This window comes from Alcaligenes sp. GW821-FHT11D07 (assembly GCF_058808495.1).
Genome location: NZ_JBXART010000003.1, coordinates 129256 through 147379, shown reverse-complemented (window position 1 = coordinate 147379; position 18124 = coordinate 129256). Strand labels below are relative to the sequence as shown.

15 protein-coding genes are annotated in these 18124 nt (G+C 57.4%); 11 read left to right on the top strand and 4 right to left on the bottom strand.

Going from position 1 to position 18124, the window contains the following annotated elements; translation table 11 throughout:
• Positions 1 to 1138 precede the first annotated feature (1138 nt).
• The 4 genes from AC1RSM_RS13700 to AC1RSM_RS13685 all read right to left on the bottom strand — a co-directional run bounded on the left by AC1RSM_RS13700 (position 1139) and on the right by AC1RSM_RS13685 (position 4655).
• Positions 1139 to 1657, bottom strand: coding sequence for an aromatic-ring-hydroxylating dioxygenase subunit beta (locus tag AC1RSM_RS13700; RefSeq protein ID WP_492933103.1), 519 nt, complete (start codon positions 1655 to 1657; stop codon positions 1139 to 1141).
• 12 nt (positions 1658 to 1669) lie between these two features.
• Positions 1670 to 2959: an aromatic ring-hydroxylating dioxygenase subunit alpha gene (locus AC1RSM_RS13695; protein ID WP_492933102.1), complete on the bottom strand. Its 1290-nt coding sequence runs from the start codon at positions 2957 to 2959 to the stop codon at positions 1670 to 1672.
• Positions 2960 to 3029: 70 nt separating this feature from the next.
• Positions 3030 to 4307: an NAD(P)/FAD-dependent oxidoreductase gene (locus tag AC1RSM_RS13690; protein ID WP_492933101.1), complete on the bottom strand. Its 1278-nt coding sequence runs from the start codon at positions 4305 to 4307 to the stop codon at positions 3030 to 3032.
• A gap of 33 nt (positions 4308 to 4340) precedes the next feature.
• A complete protein-coding gene (locus AC1RSM_RS13685; protein ID WP_492933100.1) occupies positions 4341 to 4655 on the bottom strand; it encodes a non-heme iron oxygenase ferredoxin subunit in 315 nt (104 codons plus the stop codon).
• Positions 4656 to 5033: 378 nt separating this feature from the next.
• On the opposite strand from AC1RSM_RS13685, the gene AC1RSM_RS13680 reads away from it, so the two are divergent.
• From AC1RSM_RS13680 to AC1RSM_RS13630, 11 genes are all read left to right on the top strand, one after another.
• Entirely contained in the window at positions 5034 to 6131 is a 1098-nt protein-coding gene (locus tag AC1RSM_RS13680; protein ID WP_492933099.1) for a TRAP transporter substrate-binding protein, read from the top strand.
• Between the two features lie 24 nt (positions 6132 to 6155).
• Positions 6156 to 8546: a xanthine dehydrogenase family protein molybdopterin-binding subunit gene (locus AC1RSM_RS13675; RefSeq protein ID WP_492933098.1), complete on the top strand. Its 2391-nt coding sequence runs from the start codon at positions 6156 to 6158 to the stop codon at positions 8544 to 8546.
• The gene (locus AC1RSM_RS13670) at positions 8543 to 9379 is read left to right on the top strand and encodes an FAD binding domain-containing protein (protein ID WP_492933097.1); all 837 of its coding nucleotides are present in this window, start codon (positions 8543 to 8545) and stop codon (positions 9377 to 9379) included. The genes AC1RSM_RS13675 and AC1RSM_RS13670 overlap by 4 nt, the downstream gene beginning before the upstream one ends.
• 3 nt (positions 9380 to 9382) lie before the next feature.
• Positions 9383 to 10567 (top strand): xanthine dehydrogenase family Fe-S subunit, encoded by a 1185-nt coding sequence (locus AC1RSM_RS13665; protein WP_492933096.1) that lies wholly within the window; start codon positions 9383 to 9385, stop codon positions 10565 to 10567.
• 44 nt (positions 10568 to 10611) lie between these two features.
• A complete protein-coding gene (locus AC1RSM_RS13660; RefSeq protein ID WP_492933095.1) occupies positions 10612 to 11631 on the top strand; it encodes an ABC transporter substrate-binding protein in 1020 nt (339 codons plus the stop codon).
• Positions 11631 to 12410, top strand: coding sequence for an ABC transporter ATP-binding protein (locus tag AC1RSM_RS13655; RefSeq protein ID WP_492933094.1), 780 nt, complete (start codon positions 11631 to 11633; stop codon positions 12408 to 12410). Before AC1RSM_RS13660 ends, AC1RSM_RS13655 begins: the two co-directional genes overlap by 1 nt.
• Positions 12403 to 13164 carry an ABC transporter permease gene (locus AC1RSM_RS13650; RefSeq protein ID WP_492933093.1) on the top strand — a complete coding sequence of 254 codons (762 nt, stop codon included), beginning with the start codon at positions 12403 to 12405 and terminating at the stop codon, positions 13162 to 13164. Before AC1RSM_RS13655 ends, AC1RSM_RS13650 begins: the two co-directional genes overlap by 8 nt.
• Before the next feature lie 38 nt (positions 13165 to 13202).
• Entirely contained in the window at positions 13203 to 13811 is a 609-nt protein-coding gene (locus AC1RSM_RS13645; RefSeq protein ID WP_492933092.1) for a TRAP transporter small permease subunit, read from the top strand.
• Between the two features lie 11 nt (positions 13812 to 13822).
• On the top strand, positions 13823 to 15493 hold the full coding sequence (locus AC1RSM_RS13640; protein ID WP_492933692.1) for a TRAP transporter large permease: 1671 nt from the start codon (positions 13823 to 13825) through the stop codon (positions 15491 to 15493).
• A 24-nt stretch (positions 15494 to 15517) separates the two neighbouring features.
• Complete coding sequence (locus tag AC1RSM_RS13635) at positions 15518 to 16540, top strand: XdhC family protein (RefSeq protein WP_492933091.1); 1023 nt, start codon at positions 15518 to 15520, stop codon at positions 16538 to 16540.
• 93 nt (positions 16541 to 16633) lie between these two features.
• Entirely contained in the window at positions 16634 to 18118 is a 1485-nt protein-coding gene (locus tag AC1RSM_RS13630) for an NAD(P)H-hydrate dehydratase (protein WP_492933090.1), read from the top strand.
• Positions 18119 to 18124: the final 6 nt, after the last annotated feature.

Here is an 18124-nt window from a genome sequence, read left to right as displayed (position 1 = left end):
GAACAGGTCTGTTTCTACGGACTTGTGATTGAGTATCGGTGGTCTGCCGCTTGGGGGCAGGCTGTCGGACCTGGGCCCCTGGGAGTCGAATGGCTCTCGGGGGCTTTTTTGTGCACTGTGGCGCAGCATTGGGGCCTTGGTGTAGGGCCACTGAACGTGCCGGGTGAGCTTTGCGTGATAGGGGCGGCAGTTTTCTTGTGGGGCCCGTGTGCGGCTTGTCTTGGCGGGTCCCTTGCCCACGCTGCGCGTGGGTGCCCTAGTCAGCGCGCCGTTGCGGGCGGGTCGTGAACTCGGAGCGCGACTGGTCCCCCGGACCAGCCGCAAGCGTGCTCCTCAAACAGCACGACCCTTGCATCCCGCCTCGTCACCCTGCCTGCGGCAAGGGGCCTGACTCGCCCGCTAAGCCGCACACGGGCCCCACAAGAAAACGAGTGGCATCGGTGAAAGCTCAAACTGCATTTGCAGAGGGGAAGTGAAAGACAGGGGGGCAGATTGAGATGTTGGAGAAAAGAGGGGAGTGGTTTGCTCTAGGAACATAGTCTGTGTGTGAGAGTGTTCTCAGAGTCGGTTTCACCTGTCTTGTGTCACCAAAGAAACTGCAGTGGTTTGGTGGATGAAAATGTCATTGTGAGCCGTTCAGGTACTGGGGGGAGGGGGCTGGGCGGGTCAGAGAACTTGCCGCGGGCAGGGGATAGCGTAGGGGTGCAAGCATCCTGTTGTTTGAGCGGGGCGATTGTGCTTCGTCCGGGGGACGAAGCACCCCGCGAGTTCAGGATGCGCCCGTAGCTATCTCCTGACTAGGGCACCGGTGCGTAGCACCGGCAAGTGCTCAGCCCAGACACCTCCCCCCGTACCTGAATGGCGTCTTCACAGAGACTTCTTCCAGAATCCACTTTTGACATAGCCACATCAGAAAGTGTTCTTCATCGGCGCAGCGACCCCAGGCAGGAACACCAGCATCAGCATCAGCATCAGCATCAGCAGTAACACTGCCCCCACCACTACCACCTTAGCGGTTCCGTTGCTGATCCTCTTTATCCTGTAAACCGCATAAAAAAAGCGCCCTTCCAAAGAAGAGCGCCCTAAAAAGCCAAACTGAATAAACAGCCTGACTCAAGTGGCTCGGAGAGTTCTAGCCTTAAACAGGAAACACCAGATCGTTCGCCAGAATGGACGTATCAAAAATCACCTGACGCTCTTTGAGCATCAAACGCCCGTCCACACGGGTGAAAGTATCAAAATAGCTGCCCACCAGATGCACCGTAGAAGGGCCTTCAACCAAAGTCTGCATCAATATATAGTTGGCTTCAGCCTCAATATCCCCATTGTCTGCTTCGCTGATTACACGAACATCGGTCACCAGATGCAGCATGTAGCGCGGTGCATACATCTGCGTGCGGGCAATTGCGACCGCACGATCATGCATCATGTCACGACCTTCCGCATAGACCAGACCAACCGGTAACTTCAGATCCGCATTCTCGCGAGAAGTCACCCGGTACAGGGCGTCCTCCACAAAGAACATCGGCCAGTTCTCAATACTGCCGCGATCCAGCGTGGCACAGTACTCGGCATTGAATAGCTCAATTTCCGCCTTCAGAGCCACAGCACGCTCGGCGGGAACCTGGGTGGGTTTGAAAGAAAAATCCATTTTCATAGTCAGCTCGTCTTACAGATCCATCACTTGGCGGTAGTACTGGTACATGGAGCGGATCGCCGCTTCAGAAATCAAGGTGTTGGATGTACCCAGCTTGCTTTCGTCTAGCTTGATGATGTTCACGTCGCTGCTGGAGCGGCGAACCCCTTCCTGTACAAACTTCATGGCCTCGTTATCTTCCAGACCCAGGAAACCAGCAGGCCCCATCAGGTTGCCCTGACGCAGACGGTGGCGTGTCATTTCCTCGGTATCGTCCTCGTAGCCAAACATGGTCCATTGCATGATCAGGCTGTTGGGGCCATTGGGCACAATCTGACGCACACCCAGCGTATTCATCTCGCGCTGAACAATCAGATTGGGCCAGATGGTTTGCATCGTCACCGACCAGGGCGAATCAAATTCCTTGATGTAGTCCAGGAAACGCTCGTCACGCAAACGCATATCGTCCACAAACGAACGCATTTCCTTCTTGTTGTCCTCGCTGACCTCGGCGTACTTGTCCTCGGACTTCGCCGAAGCCATATAACCGTGGCGGCCATGAACCGGGTCCACATACATCTGCGACTTGTTGCCCGCTACCAGCAGACCGAACACCACCAGGAAAGAGTGCAGCAAGGTTGCGTGGTAAGGGTCCTTCAAGTTCTCGTGGTACATCTTCCAGTTGCAAGGCAACTCGTTGCGGTAGTAGCCCAGGATCTTGAGCTTCTTGCCGGGGAAAACCGCCTCGAAATCTTGCAAGATTCCAGGAGTCAGGTATTCCGTAATCGGTTCGACCTTGTCACTGTAGGACGCAAAAATGACGCCATTGTGCGTGGTGACATGCAGTTTTTTTAGACCATGCTCGGAATTTTTGAAACTGCGTGGCATGCCGCCTTCTTTATTGGCGCCGCGCTTGAAGGGAATACCTTGCAGATCACCCTTCAGGCTGTAAGACCACTGGTGATAAGGGCAAACAAATTCATTGGTGTTGCCCTGGTTGTGGCGGCAGAACTCGGCACCACGGTGTGCACAGCGGTTCTCGAAAACGTTGATGCTGCCATCTTCAGCACGCGCAACCACAACCGGTGTGGAACCCACATACGAGCGCTTGTAGTCGCCCGAGTCGGGGATCTCTGCTTCCAGGGCGACAAAGTTCCAGGTGTCGCCGTGAAAAATGCGTTCCATCTCGCGGTTGTAAATATCGTTGCTGGTGTACACCCAGTCTGGAATGGTGTTGAGCACGTCCTCGGGCCAGGTGCACTCCTCGACCGGGCGGTCTTTGGAGCCGACCGTCTGGCCTATCACCGTTTGCGTCTGATACATGGGGATCTCCTCTGATAACTCTTTAATGATTCGTGTTGACAAGGCGGCGCAGCAAGGCCGCTTCTATTTATTAGGCATGGGCGGATCGGGCCGCTTCTTTGACGTATTGGCGCAGGTTGGTGGCCGGGTCCAGCACCGTAGCCGGATCAACCGGCAAATCCTGCTCCATGACGCTACGCAAGGCGCGAAGATCTGCACCCGCATTCACGGCAATGGCGTGGCGCAGATGTTGAGCTTCAAAGGCCAGCAGCATGAACTTGATGGCATCGCTCTGGCTGTCCATGATGCCGCGTACCTGATACTGCAAATCGGGGCTGCCCTGGCCTAGCATCTGGATGTTGCAGCCCAGAACATCAGTCCAGAACCAGCTGACTGCTTGTGCAGGAGCGTCTTGCCCGACGATGGCGTGGGCCACCTGCCGCGCTTGCTCATTAGCGTTCTGCCAGGATTCAGTTCGACTGCGCACCGCGGTGTCGGGACAGATCTGGGTGGTGCAATCGCCTGCGGCATAAATGCCCGCTACGCTGCTGCGGCCCTGCCGATCCACAATAATGCCGGCCGTCATGTCGTCCACGGCAATGCCGCTGGCACGAGCCAGGGCAGAATTGGCGGTCAGGCCCGCTGCCACAATGGCCAAGTCGCCCTGAACGGTCTGACCGTTGCTGAGCTCCAGCTGCACGGGGGGCTCCTTGTCTGCAACAAAGTGGGCCTGACTGACTCCTTGGCCCAAACGCACCTTGATGCCCTTGGATTCAAAACGTTCCAGCAGCCACTGCGAAAGCAGGGCGGGAGCGTTGCGTGCCAGCAGGCGTTCATTCGCTTCAATAACAGTGACTTGGGCGCCGGTTTCGCTGGCAGTAGAAGCCAGTTCCAGACCCATGAAGCCGCCACCAATGACTAGCGCGCGCAGGCCGGGACGCAGTCGTGCTTGCAGGCAGAGTGCATCGTCCAGGGTACGCAGGTACAGAGCATTCGCTTGCGTGGCAGGCATCAGCGCCAGTTCGCGCGCTGCGCCGCCGGTGGCCAACACAGCGTGCTCAAAATTCCAGCTTTGCCCATTACTCAAGGTGGCCTGGCGCTTGGCGCAGTCCAGCGACTGCACCGTGACTCCCAGCAGCAGTTCAATATTTTGTTCTTGATAGAACTCGGCTTTTTGCAGGAAAACGCTATCGGTAGCGGCGCTGGCCTTGAGTACGTCCTTGGACAGGGGCGGGCGTTCGTAAGGCAAGTGGGGCTCATCGCCCACCAGGGTAATGCTGCCGGTGTAGCCCAGGCTGCGCAGTTCGCGCGCCAGCACCGAAGCGGCCTGGCCGGCGCCGATGATCAGTACGGAAGTGTGGTTTGCCATGATGTTGCAGGTCTCGTCAGCAAGAAAAAGCGGTCAAGCCTGGCTTAGGTCAGCCAGGATATCGCTGCCTTCAATGCGCAGCGGATAAACCTTGATGTCTACCGTGGCAGGCGCATTCATGGCCTTGCCGGTTCGCAGACAGAATTTGGCCTGATGCAAGGGACATTCCACACAGCCGTCTTCCAGATAGCCTTCAGACAAAAGGGCGTATTGGTGGGTGCAGATGTTGTCGGTCAGGTAGAACTCGTCGTCCAGTTTATGCAGGGCCAATTTCTTGCCTTGCCAGTCGATTGCCAGAGACTCTTCGTTGTCGATGGCATCGGTTTCGGAAATTTTTGTCCAGTTCAAAGTTGTCTCCGTATTGTGCTTTCAATTACTCAGTATACTGTATAAATAATAAAATCAAATATCGTTTTTATAAGGGATTGCGCTAGTTTAAGCTTAAGCTATTGATGCGGCTTTCCTTTATCCCATCAAGGACATGCGTCAGTAGTTTCCCTGCTTGACCAGAATTTAATTAATCAGCACACTTACTATTATCGAGGTGGTGGATGTGATTTTCACAGCACAGTGGCACCACCTGGAATGTCCGTCTGACCCCGTGGGGGGACGGTCTGGCAAGGGCAGGCGGTGTGCGTCTGAGGGCTCTGCCAGATTGGCGGGAAATACCTAGGCCCCTATCGAGCAGGGGATGTGAAGAAATTAAAAAATACAAAGAGGTGAGTGATGGAGCGTCGTAGTTTTCTGCTGAAGTCGGCAACGGTAGCGGGCGCAGGTTTGGCAGCAGTGGCTGCCCCCGCGATTGCGCAAAGCAACCCAACAGTGCGCTGGCGCATGTCCACCGGCTGGCCCAAAAGCCTGGACACCATTTACGGCTCGGCCGAAGCCTTGTGCAAACGGGTAAGCGAGCTGACAGAAGGCAAGTTCGAGATCCGCGCTTTTCCGGGTGGCGAGCTGGTGCCCTATGCCCAGAACATGGATGCCATCAGCAACGGCACGGTGGAATGCAACCACGTGCTCAGCACAGCATTTGTGGGCAAGAACACCGCCGTAACCTTTGATACCGGCCTGTCCTTTGGCATGAATGCCCGTCAACACAACTCCTGGGTCCACTTCGGTGGCGGCCTGCAGTTGTTGCGTGAGATGTACGGCCAGTACAACATCGTGAACTTTGTGGCCGGCAACGTGGGCGTGCAAATGGGCGGTTGGTTCCGCAAGGAAATCAAGGACCTGGATAGCCTGCAGGGTTTGAAGATGCGCATCGGTGGCATTGGCGGCATGGTGCTGTCCAAGCTGGGCGCCGTGCCACAACAGATTCCGCCTAGCGACATTTATTCCTCGCTGGAAAAAGGCACGATTGATGCAGCAGAGTGGATTGGTCCTTACGACGACGAAAAACTGGGCTTGAACAAAGTAGCCCCGTTCTACTACTCGCCCGGTTGGTTCGAGGGCAGCGCCTCCTTGACCACCATGGTCAATAAAGACGCCTGGGAAGCATTGCCACCCTTGTTCAAAGCTGCGTTCGAGACTGCCTGTAACGAGCAGACCATGTTGAGCCTGGCCAAATACGATGCCTTGAACCCCGCCGCCTTGCGCAAGCTGGTGGCTGAAGGGGCCAAGTTGCGTTACTTCCCCAAGGACGTCATGAAGGCGGCCTACGACAAGTCCCAGGAATTGTGGAAAGAGCTGTCAGACAGCAACGCTGATTTTGCCAAGATCTATCCAAGCTGGAAGGCCTTCCAGGAGCAGGAAGCCAGCTGGTTCCGCGTCGCTGAAAGCGCCCTGGATAACTTCACCTTCAGCGAGCTGGGCAAGCGCAGTTAAGCAGCACATTCTTAAGGTAGTGAAATGAGTCAGCACAGTCACCCGTCAAGCCCGGGTGGCCAGGGAGTGGGTGCGCGTGTCCTTCGTAAAGAGGATGCGCGCCATCTCAATGGCCAGGGCAACTTCATCGGAAACATGACCATGCCAGGGCTGCAGGAAGTCGCCTTCCTGCGCAGCCCCATGGCACATGCCCGTATCCGTCAGATCAATATTGAAGACAGCGCACGCGCGCAGGTGATTACCCGCGCCGATATGCCCGATTGTCTGGATATTTACGCAGCGTCCACCTTACCCAGTTATCAGTCCTCCAGCATGCCGCCATTGGCGTCTGGCAGCGTGCGTTATGTGGGTGAGCCGGTGGCGCTGGCCTTTGGCGAAAGCCGTGCCGTCGCCGAAGACGTACTGGAAGAAATTGAAGCCTTGTACGACGAACTGCCCGTTTACGGCAGTGTGCAGGCCTCTTTGGCCGCGCAAGGGGATCTGCTGCACGAAGGCTGGCAGGACAATGTGTTTGTGACGCTGCGCTCGGACATCGGCTTTGACAACTTAGCCGCCCAGGCTGATCGCGTGGTCGAGCATTCGGTCAGCCTGTCTCGACAGTGCATGTTGCCTATGGAAGGCAAGGCTGTGCTGGCGTATTGGGATTTCCAGGCCGATCAGTTGGTGGTGTATTGCGGTAGCCAGATTCCCCATATGCACCGCACCGGCATTGCCCAATTTCTGGGCATGGATCAGGCTCAGGTGCGCGTAATTTCGCCCGATGTGGGCGGGGCCTTTGGCTATAAATGCGTGCTGCATCAGGAAGAGCTGTGCGTTGCCTGGTTAGCCAAGACCTATCGCAAACCGTTCCGCTTTATGGAAGACCGCCGCGAGCACTTGATTGCCGGAGCGAATACGCGTGAGCACCAATACCGTCTGAAAGCGCATATCAGCAATGAAGGCCGTTTGTTGGCCCTGGACGCAGAAATTGATATTGATGGCGGCGCTTATTCCGTCTGGCCCTTTACGGTTGGGCTGGAAGTGGGCCAAGCCTTGGGCAACTTGCCCGGCCCTTACGAATTCCGTGGTTACCGTTGCCGCACGCGCGGTGTAGCTACCAACAAACCAGGCTTCATGCCGTATCGCGGCGTCGCCCGTACGGGTGTGTGTCTGGCGATTGAACAAATGATGGATCAGATCGCTTTGGCGGTCGGCAAGACCAGTTGGGAAGTGCGACTGCTGAACTTGGTGCAGGGCGAACAAATGCCTTACGTCAACGTGGCCAACAAGCACTATGACTCTGGCGACTATCCTGAAAGCCTGCGTCGTGCCTTGGCCGCCGTGGATGTGGATGCGATTCTGGCACGTCAGGCGCAAGGTGAACCTGATGGCCGTTTGATCGGTCTGGGTGTGGCTTCTTATACGGAGCAATCGGCTCACGGCACCTCTGTGTTCGCCAGCTGGGGTACGGCCGTAATCCCCGGTTTTGATCAGGCATTTGTACGAATGACTCCCGACGGTGGTCTGGAAGTGCGCGTTGGCGTGCATTCGCATGGTCAGGGTATGGAAACCTCTTTTGCGCAGATCGCCAGTGAAATTCTGGGCATCCCCGTTGCCAAAATCAAAGTGGTGCACGGTGACACAGGCCGCACGCCGTTCTCCACCGGAACGTATGCATCGCGCTCGCTGGTGATGTCGGGTGGTGCTGTGTCGCGTGCCTGTAAAGATCTGCTGCCCCGTGTGCGCAAGATTGCTGCTCATATGCTCAAGACGGATCAGGACAGCATGCGGCATCAGGGCGATGTGTTCAGCGCAGAGGGCCGTCAGGTCACTATTTCGCAAGTGGCTGATGCCTGGTACATCAATCCGCAGCATTTGCCCGCCGATGTGGACCCGCAAGGCCTGGAGCTGTCCGTAGGCTACAAACCCAAGGTCGATACCGGCAGCTTTACCTACGCCAGCAATGCTGTCGTAGTGGCGGTAGACCCGAATACCGGGGGCGTGGAAGTGCTCAAGTATGTGGTGGTTGAAGACTGCGGCATCATGATCAACCCCATGATTGTGGAAGGTCAGACCATTGGTGGCATTGCTCAAGGAATAGGGACCGCCTTGTACGAAGAGATGCCCTACGACGAGTTCGGCCAGCCCTTGGCCTCCACCTTGGCAGACTACGTCATGCCCGGCGCGTGTGAAGTGCCCAATATTCATATCGAACATATGGAAACGCCGTCGCCCAATACCGAATTCGGTGCCAAGGGCATGGGCGAGGGCGGGGCGATTGCGCCACCAGCCGCCATCATGTCCGCCATCAATAATGCGTTGCGATCCACGGGGGCCCAGGTCTCTCATACCCCCGTTACTCCGCATCGATTGCTCAGCGCCATTCGCGCTGCAGCCAAGCAAGAAACCCAGCCCGTGTCGGAGGTTCAGGCATGAAGGCCGCCAAGTTTGAATATCAACAGGCACAAAGCCTGAAACAGATCCAGGACGCCTTTGCCGCTGATCCTTCGGCGGTACGCCTGATGGGCGGCAGCCAGTCCCTGGGCCCCATGCTGAACTTGCGTCTGGTGCGCCCCGACCGTGTGCTGGATGTGTCGGCAGTGCCGGAGCTGCGCCAGGTGTCAGCCCTTAAAGCACAGGTTCGTATTGGGGCGGCAGTTACGCATGCCCAGATTGAAGATGGCGTTCATGAATTGCTGCGCGGCCACATGATGCAGAAAGTGGCTGGTCGCATTGCCTACCGTGGTGTGCGCAATCGCGGCACTTTGGGGGGCAGTCTGGCTCATGCTGATCCGGCGGCCGACTGGGTGCTGACCTGCGCCACGCTGGGCGCCAACATCAATATACGGGGCACTCAGGGCAGCCGTACTGTGCCCATGAGCGAGTTCATGCTGGCCGCCTACACCACCGTGCTGGAAGCCGGTGAGTTCATTGAGTCCGTGGATGTGCCTGAAGTGTCGGGCTCGGCGCGATGGGGCTATTACAAGTTCACCCGCAAAGTGGGTGAGTTTGCCGATGCCAGCTGCGCCTGCTATTTCGACCCGTCCACCCGGACCGCTCGGGTGGTGATTGGCGCGCTGGAAGGGGCACCGCGTTCCTTGCCGGAACTGGCCGTAAAGGTGGCGTCGCAAGGCGCGGCTGCCCTGGAAGGGGACACAATTGCAGCGGCCTTGCAGCCGTATCTTGCACAAGGCGACGATGCCCAGCAGGTGTTGTTCCGAACGGTTGTAGAGCGCAGCTTGCAACAAGCGCTGGGTGTGAAAGGTTAAGACATGGCAGAAATCTCGATTCAAGTTAACGGCCGTCAGCAAAAGCATGAGGCCGAACCGCGCACCCATCTGGGTGATTTCATCCGCGAGAAAAGCCGCCTGACCGGCACCAATTTGAGCTGTGAGCATGGTGTGTGTGGTGCGTGTACGGTGCTGGTTGATGGCCGTCCAGTGCGCTCGTGCATTACTTTTGCGGGCGCTTGCGACGGGCATGAAGTGACCACCGTAGAAGGCTATGGCGACGACCCGATCATGAGCCGTTTGCGTACGGCTTTTTCGGAAAAACATGCTTTGCAATGCGGCTTCTGTACGCCCGGCATGCTGGCCACCAGCCGTGACATTGTGCTGCGCCTGCCCGACGCGGATGAAGCGCGTGTGCGTATTGAGTTGTCCGGCAATATTTGCCGCTGCACAGGCTATCAAGGCATTACTGCCGCCATTTTGTCCGTATTGAAAGCCCTGCGTGAACAGCCTGATGAACAGGTTGACGCTTTGCGGGCGGCGGTGGTGCAAAACGTGCCGCAAGAATGGGCTCAAGAAGGTTTTACCCCCTTTGAGGCGGTGCAGGAACAGGTTCAGGCTCCCGAGCCCGTAGCGGCAAGTCCGGCGGCAGCGAGCAATGCGGACAAGGGCAAAGGCCAGGCCATTCAAGGTGGGTTTGAGGCCCGCTTCCCGGCCGATCAGGTGTGGACCTTCATGAAGGATTTGCCCAAAGTGGCCGGCTGTCTGCCGGGCGCCATTATCGAGTCTCAGGAAGGGGCAACGGTGCAGGGCAAGATCGCCATTAAATTCGGCCCCATGTCTGCTGCCTTCAAGGGCAACGCCACCTTGGAAGAGGACAACGAACGCCGTGCCGCTGTGTTGCGCGGCGAAGGTGTGGATTCACTGAGCCAGTCACGTGCTCGCGGGGATGTCAGCTATCAGGTGATTCCTGAAGGGGATGCCCGCAGCCGCGTGGAAGTGGAACTGGTGTATTCCTTGCAAGGGCCTTTGGCGCAGTTCTCGCGCTCCGGTCTGGTTCAGGATTTCGTGCGCCGCATGATTGCGGAATTTGGCAAGAACGTGAATCTGCGCCTGGAAAAACCATTGGCCGAAGGCGAAGAGCCGGTGGTGGCCGAATTTAATCCGGTCAAGATGTTCTTCAGCATTTTGTGGGATCGCTTCAAAGGACTTTTCCGGCGCTCATAAGCGCATAGACGACGCAACTCTATAAATAAAACGGGGGTAAGGAGATGACAGAGCACAATGCTTTGGGGGGACGTGTGCGCCTCGCGCTGGGAGCCACCTTGCTGTTGAGCAGTTGGGGTGTCGCCGCTGCGCCGCTGAACGTGAAGCTGGATTGGACCCCTTGGGCCGTCCACGCCCCTTTCCATCTGGCGGTGGAAAAGGGCTGGTTCAAGCAAGCTGGCCTGGATGTTCGTCTTGAAGACGGCAATGGCTCGGTGACGGCTGTGCAGATTGTGGGCGGCAGCGACCGCTTCGACGTGGGGCAGGCTGCTCTGGCGTCCATGGTGATTGCGCGCAGCAAAGGTTTGCCGGTCAAAGGCCTGGCCAGCTTTGCCACGTCCAGCGACATCGGCGTACTGGTGCCCCAGGACTCCGGCATCACCGGGCCTGAAGGCTTGAAGGGCCGCAAGATTGCCTATACCGCAGGTTCGCTGGAAGCACCTTTTGTAGACGCCTTTCTAGCTGCAGGGGGCTTGCGCCGCAGTGAAGTGGATTTGCTCAGTGTGGATGCCGCAGGCAAGGCCGCTACGTATGCGGTAGGCCGTGCGGATGCTGTGATTTCCACCATTCCTTTTGTTTTGGCCTCGGTGTCGCGCCAGCGCCCCTCCAATGCTATCCCCTTTGCCCAGCATGGCCTGGATATGGTCAGCTTTGGTCTGTTCACCAGCGAAGCCAAGCTGGCCGCCCGTGCCCAGGAACTGAACACCTTCTCCAACGTAGTCGCCAAGTCCTGGAACTACATCTATAGCGGTCATGAGCAGGAAGCGGTAGATGCGATTGTGGCCCAGCGCCCCAATGCGCGTCTGGATAAAGCCATCTTGCTGGACCAGCTAAATATTCTGAAAACCTACTTTGGTCCCGCCGTGGAGCAGGGCAGCATCGGGGTGAACTTGCCTGCAGACTGGGACAAGACCATTGCCACCCTGGAGCGTGTGGAACTGATTCCCGCCGGCCAGAAGGCTTCGGACTATTACCAGTCCGGCGTGGTGACACCGCAATCTTTGAGCCAGCTGGAGCTGAAGTAATGGCGGCGCGGGTGATCTCTCACGATGTGCGCAAACGCTTTGAGGGCGCGCGCGATGTGCTGGCACTGGACGGCATCAATGTAGACATTCAGCCTGGCCAGTTCATCAGCATTCTGGGCCCCAGCGGTTGCGGGAAAAGTACTTTTTTGCGCTGCGTAGCGGGTCTGGAAAGCATTAGCAGTGGCTCGCTAACGGTGGATCAACAGCCAGTTAAAGGCCCGCCTGATCAGGTTGGCATGGTGTTCCAGCGTGATGCCTTGCTGGAGTGGCGCAGCATACGCGACAACATCCTCTTGCCGTTGGAGTTTGCCGGCAAGCGTAGCTCCGATTACCTGGACAAGGTAGATCAGTTGCTGGCCTTGACCGGGCTTTCCCAGTTTGCAGACAGCTACCCGCGTCAGTTGTCCGGTGGCATGCGCCAGCGTGCGTCCATTTGCCGCGCCTTGGTGGACGATCCCCGGCTCTTGCTGATGGACGAGCCCTTCGGTGCTTTGGACGCGCTGACACGCGACAACATGAACGCGGAGTTGCAACGCATATGGCTAAAAACGGGCAACACCACCTTGTTTGTGACGCACGGCATTGCCGAGGCGGTCTTTCTGGCTGACACCGTGCTGGTGTTCTCACCCCGTCCCGGTCGCATTCTGGAACAGATTCAGATCGACTTTCCGCGTCCGCGCCCGCTGTCCTTGCGCGAGACCCCGGAGTTTGGCCGCCATGTGGCCCATATCCGTCAATTGTTCGGCATTGCCGATGGCGCGGGAGACAGCCATGAGTAAAGCCTTGCGTTACATGCCCACTTGGTTGGCCGGTGTGATCTCCACGCTTGTGGTGTTGCTGGCCTGGGAATTGATTTGTTGGTTGGGACAGGTGCGAGAAGTCATTTTGCCCCGGCCTTCGCTGATCTTGAAGGATTTGTATGGTGAATTGGGTTGGTACATGGGTCAGGCGCTATACACACTGGGCATCACGCTGGCTGGATTTGTATTGGCCGCCGTAGGGGGCGTGCTGATTGCGGTGGCTTTGGTGGGTTCGCCCCTGTTCGAGCGTTTTTGCTATCCCCTGATTGTGGGTTTCAACAGTATTCCCAAAGTGGCGTTGGCGCCCCTGTTTGTGGTCTGGATGGGTACCGGCTACGAACCTAAAGTGGCCATCGCGTTTTTGATCGCTGTCTTTGCCGTGATTGTGGATACGGTGCAAGGCCTGCGCTCGGTCTCGTCCGACATTCTGGACTTGGGCCGGGTGCTTAAAGGCGGCCCCATCGCTTTGTTTTTCAAGGTCCGTTTGCCCTCTGCACTGCCGTCCATCATGGCCGGGCTGAAGGTGGCGCTGTCGCTTGCCCTGGTCGGCGCCATTGTGGGTGAGTTTGTGTCCTCGCAGCGCGGTCTGGGCTTTGTGATCATGAGCGCCCAAGGTGTGTTTGACACCGTGCGGGTGTTCTCTGCCCTGTTTATTTTGGCCGTCATGGGCCTGGTGTTGTACTTCCTGCTTGATGCAGTCGAAAAGCGCGCCACCCGTTTTCGGTCCAACTAGATTTCAACTAACTTCAACGCAGAAAATCTGGGGGATTGATGCAATCTTTACTTAAATTATCCAGGGCGATCGACTGCCTGAATCAACTATGTGGCCGGGTGGTCATGTGGGTGGTTCTGGTAGTGGTGGTGATCAGCTCTTATAACGCCATTGCGCGTAAATTTTTCGATTCCAGCTCCAATGCCTGGCTGGAAGTGCAGTGGTATCTGTTCGGTGCCCTGTTTCTGCTGACGGGCGGCTACACCTTTTTGCGTAATGAACACGTGCGGGTGGACGTGCTGGCCTCGCGCCTGTCCGAGCGCAAACAGATTGTGATCGAGACGGTCTGCGTGCTCTTGTTCATGCTGCCCGCCTGTATCGCCATCATGGCGCTGTCTTGGCCGGTGTTCATGGATTCATACCTGACTCAGGAAATGTCCTCTAACTCGGGTGGCCTGATCCGCTGGCCCGCCAAGCTGATCATCCCGATCGGATTTGCCTTGATTACCTTGCAGGGGATCTCGCATCTGATCAAGTGCATCGGTTTTCTGACTGGCAATTGCCCCAATCCCAATAAAAAGCTGCAAGAAAAGTCTCCGGAAGAGCTGCTGGCTGAAGAAATCGCCCGGCAAGCGCAAGCCAAGTTCGAGCATCAACACAAAGGCTGAACCTGATCATGATGGATTTATTTGTCGCCAATATGGCGCCGGTGATGTTCGTATCACTGATTATTTTCTTGCTGCTGGGCTTTCCGGTAGCCTTTGCCCTGGCTGCCAATGGCATGGTGTTTGGCTTGATTGGCGTGGAAATGGGCCTGTTTAACTGGTCCTTGTTCCAGGCCCTGCCGCTGCGCGTGTTTGGCATCATGGCCAACGATACCTTGCTGGCGATTCCTTTCTTTACCTTTATGGGATTGATTCTGGAACGCTCGGGTATGGCTGAAGACCTGCTCGATACTATCGGCCAGCTGTTTGGCTCCATGCCCGGTGGTCTGGCGATTGCCGTCGTGGCAGTGGGTGCCATGCTGGCAGCCACAACCGGTGTGGTCTCCGCTTCGGTGATCTCCATGGGCCTGATCTCCCTGCCCATCATGCTGCGCTATGGCTATAGCCGTCGCCTGGCGACTGGTGTAATTGCCGCCTCCGGCACCTTGTCGCAGATTATTCCGCCTTCCCTGGTGCTGATTGTGCTGGCTGACCAGCTTGGTCGCTCGGTCGGTGATATGTATCGCGGTGCCATGATTCCCGGTCTGGTTTTGACGGGTGCGTATCTGGTGTACATCCTGGTGCTGGCTGTGTTGCGTCCTAAAGACGTGCCGCCGATTCCCGTTGAGCACCGCACTTACTCTGAGCCCAATGGCCGCTCGGGTGCCCGCTCCTTATGTGTACTGCTGCTGATTTCGCTGGTGTCCGGCTATCTGCTGGACGAGTTCTGGGTTGATCCCAACGGCCCGGTTGATGAAAAAGTCATTATCGGCATCTTGCTGGTTGGCGGCGTGGCCTTTTTGCTGGCCCTGATCAATAAGTGGCTGAACTTGCGTTTGCTGTCAGTACTGGCGGAACGCGTGGTGTTTGTGATGATCCCCCCACTGGGTTTGATCTTTCTGGTGCTGGGCACGATTTTCCTGGGTATTGCCACACCGACGGAAGGTGGCGCCATGGGCGCAGTCGGTGCCATTCTGATGGCTGTCAGCCGTCGTCGCCTGAGCATTGACCTGCTCAAACAAGCCATGGATACCACGGCCAAGCTGTCCTGCTTTGTGATGTTCATCTTGATCGGTTCCACCATCTTCTCGCTGACTTTCCGTGGCGTGGATGGCGATTTGTGGGTAGAGCACTTGTTAATTGACCTGCCTGGTGGCGAATACGGCTTCCTGATTCTGGTCAGTGTGCTGGTGTTTGTGCTGGCTTTCTTCCTGGATTTCTTCGAGCTGGCTTTCATTATCGTGCCCTTGCTGGGACCGGTAGCCGACAAGATGGGCATCGATTTAATCTGGTTTGGCGTGCTCTTAGCCGTTAATATGCAAACATCCTTTATGCATCCACCATTTGGCTTCTCACTATTTTATTTGCGGTCGGTGGCGCCTAAGGATGATTACATAGACAAAGTGACCAAAAAGAAGATCCCAGGTGTTGCCACCGGCGACATTTATTGGGGCTCCGTACCCTTTATCGGTATCCAGATCGTGATGATTGCCATCGTGCTTTTGTTCCCTGGTCTGGTGACGCATTACAAGGGTAATGCAGCCCAAATTGATCCCAGCACGGTCAGCATAGAAATGCAGGATGAATACGGCGCGGATTCCAATCCCTTTGATGATTCGGGCGACGGCATGCCGGTATTCAAGTAAACACAGGAAAGACAGGAGACAGACATGGAGAGCCTGGACGTCAGAGTATTGCGCCAGTTGCACGATTGGCGCGCACAAGGACGCGACGCTATTTTGGTGACAGTCGTGCAGACCTGGGGTTCGTCCCCGCGTCCGGAAGGCTCCATCATGGCGCTGGAAAAGGGCGGGGCGGTGGTCGGTTCGGTATCGGGAGGTTGTATCGAAGACGACCTGATCCGCGCCTACCATGATCCGGCCGGTGTGGATAAGCGCCTGCAGGGCGATGGCTCTCCCCAGTTGTTCACCTATGGCATCAGTGCCGACGAAGCCCATCGTTTTGGGCTTCCTTGCGGCGGCACTATCCGGCTGCTGGTGGAGTTCAACCCTTGCCCGCAGGCACTGGCGGACCTACTAGCCTTGCTGGAGCAGCGCCATTTGGTGCAACGCCATGTGGATCTGCAGACTGGTCGGGCCTGGGGCAGCGCCACCCGCGTGCCAGCGGCCCTGCGTCTTGAGCAGGATTGTCTGTCCGTCACTTTTGGCCCCTCTTATCGGCTCTTGTTGATCGGGGGCGGTCAGTTGTCTGAATACGTGGCCACCATTGCCCTGTTCAACGGCTTTGACGTGACGGTCTGCGATCCGCGCAGCGAACACATTCAAGGCTGGAGTGTGACCGGTGCTCGCATTGTTAGCGGCATGCCAGATGACGAGGTCATCGCCTGCGTGCCGGACCGGCGCACGGCCATCGTGGCTTTGACACACGATCCCAAACTGGACGATATGGCTTTGCTGGAAGCGCTGAAAAGCAGTGCTTTCTACGTGGGGGCGATTGGCTCACGGCGCAATAATCAAAGCCGACGCGAACGGCTGGCCGAATATTTCGACCTGACCGAGCAGGAAATCGACAAGCTGAAAGGGCCGATTGGCCTGTACATCGGCAGCAAGACCCCGGCAGAGATTGCAGTCAGCATCATGGCCGAGATCATCGCCATCAAAAATGGCGTAACGGTGCCGCGTGAGCTATCTGTCGCTTCGGTCAAGGACAGGCAGGAGCAGCAGTCGATCTGAGCCGCTGTAGGCAAAGTTCTGCATTCAGATGAATAGCACTAAGATAAGAGAACGGGCGCGCCCGTTCTTTTTTTCTGCCTTTGTGAGCCATCCATGTCTTTCGTTTCCCAGTACGGTTTTTTGCCTCTGAGCGCCGCCCCAGGAAAGCAGGCTTTATATAGCCCTTCGCAGTGTGCCAGCATGGACGCGGCGGCTCCCAGTTTCGGGGTGCCCATCGAACAGTTGATGCGGGCCGCTGCCCAAGCGGTGGCACGCACGGTGCAACGTCATTGGCCGCAAGGGGCCGTTTTGTTTTTATGTGGTCCGGGCAATAACGGTGGCGATGCGTTGGTGGCCGCGCAGATTTTGCGTGAACAGGGGCGCGTGGTCTCCGTATTCAGCCTGACGGGGCCTGCTGCACGACGAGGGGCAGCTGCCTGGGCGCAAGCGCAGTGGCAAGGCCGCTGGGAGGCTCAATGTCCGGATTTCCGCCGTTTTTCCGTAGTGGTCGACGGCTTGTTAGGAGCGGGCTTGGACCGGCCCGTGGAAGGCGAAATAGCCGACTTGATTCAGGCGCTGGCGGCGTCCCAGGTCCCTGTCTGTGCCGTTGATGTGCCCTCGGGCCTGGACGGCGCGACGGGGCTGGTAAGGGGCGTGGTGGCGCCAGCCAGCGTGACGGTGAGTTTTGTGCGCTATAAGCCAGGCCATGTCTTGTATCCGGGGCGAGACTTATGCGGCAAGCTGGAGCTGGCCGATATCGGGATGCCTGCCTCCGCCTTGCAGCAGGCCAATACCTGGTTGAATGAACCCGCCTTATGGCGATCTTATTTGCCGCAGCTCAACGCTCACAGCCATAAGTACACGCGTGGTCACGCCCTGGTTATTGGCGGGGAGCGCATGACAGGGGCCAGCCGTTTGGCTGCTCATGCGGCGCAGCGTGCCGGGGCAGGGCTGGTCAGTATGGCGGTGCCGCTATCCGTATGGCCTGTCTACGCCAGTGCGCTGGACAGCATCATGGTGGCCCCGCTGGACGAAACAGTTAGCCAGGATGAACGCATTCGTGCCTGGCTGGTGGGGCCGGGGGCCGGCTTGGGTGAAGATACCCGTCGTTTGACCTTGGCCTTGTTGGCCACCGGAAAGCCCTGCGTACTGGATGCGGATGCCATCAGCAGCTTTTCAGCCCAGCCCCAGATTTTGCTGGATGCCTTGCACGAGCATTGCGTCCTGACGCCACACGCCGGTGAGTTTGCCCGCGTGTTTGATGCCTCGTCTGATCGCCTGGAAGCCGCTCGTCTAGCCGCCCGGGAGTGTGGTGCTGTGGTGGTGTTGAAGGGGGCGGATACCGTTATAGCCTCCCCGGATGGCCGAGCTTTGATCAATGCTTGCGCACCGCCCTGGTTAGCCACAGGTGGCAGTGGCGATGTGCTGGCAGGCTTGGTATGTGGCCTGTTGACCCAGGGCATGCCTGCTTTTGAAGCAGCAGGAGCCGCCGTTTGGCTGCATTCTCAAGCCGCGCTGGAGTTTGGCCCCGGTTTGATCCCGGAAGATCTTTTGCAGGTTCTGCCTCGCGTCTGGCAGCGGCTCTTGTCTCTGGAATAGGGCGGC

Bases quoted from the DNA above. Each gene is read 5' to 3' on its own strand.
- AC1RSM_RS13700 (WP_492933103.1), bottom strand. From the start codon at position 1,657: ATGAAAATGGATTTTTCTTTCAAACCCACCCAGGTTCCCGCCGAGCGT.
- AC1RSM_RS13695 (WP_492933102.1), bottom strand. From the start codon at position 2,959: ATGTATCAGACGCAAACGGTGATAGGCCAGACGGTCGGCTCCAAAGAC.
- AC1RSM_RS13690 (WP_492933101.1), bottom strand. From the start codon at position 4,307: ATGGCAAACCACACTTCCGTACTGATCATCGGCGCCGGCCAGGCCGCT.
- AC1RSM_RS13680 (WP_492933099.1), top strand. From the start codon at position 5,034: ATGGAGCGTCGTAGTTTTCTGCTGAAGTCGGCAACGGTAGCGGGCGCA.
- AC1RSM_RS13675 (WP_492933098.1), top strand. From the start codon at position 6,156: ATGAGTCAGCACAGTCACCCGTCAAGCCCGGGTGGCCAGGGAGTGGGT.
- AC1RSM_RS13670 (WP_492933097.1), top strand. From the start codon at position 8,543: ATGAAGGCCGCCAAGTTTGAATATCAACAGGCACAAAGCCTGAAACAG.
- AC1RSM_RS13665 (WP_492933096.1), top strand. From the start codon at position 9,383: ATGGCAGAAATCTCGATTCAAGTTAACGGCCGTCAGCAAAAGCATGAG.
- AC1RSM_RS13660 (WP_492933095.1), top strand. From the start codon at position 10,612: ATGACAGAGCACAATGCTTTGGGGGGACGTGTGCGCCTCGCGCTGGGA.
- AC1RSM_RS13655 (WP_492933094.1), top strand. From the start codon at position 11,631: ATGGCGGCGCGGGTGATCTCTCACGATGTGCGCAAACGCTTTGAGGGC.
- AC1RSM_RS13650 (WP_492933093.1), top strand. From the start codon at position 12,403: ATGAGTAAAGCCTTGCGTTACATGCCCACTTGGTTGGCCGGTGTGATC.
- AC1RSM_RS13645 (WP_492933092.1), top strand. From the start codon at position 13,203: ATGCAATCTTTACTTAAATTATCCAGGGCGATCGACTGCCTGAATCAA.
- AC1RSM_RS13640 (WP_492933692.1), top strand. From the start codon at position 13,823: ATGGATTTATTTGTCGCCAATATGGCGCCGGTGATGTTCGTATCACTG.
- AC1RSM_RS13635 (WP_492933091.1), top strand. From the start codon at position 15,518: ATGGAGAGCCTGGACGTCAGAGTATTGCGCCAGTTGCACGATTGGCGC.
- AC1RSM_RS13630 (WP_492933090.1), top strand. From the start codon at position 16,634: ATGTCTTTCGTTTCCCAGTACGGTTTTTTGCCTCTGAGCGCCGCCCCA.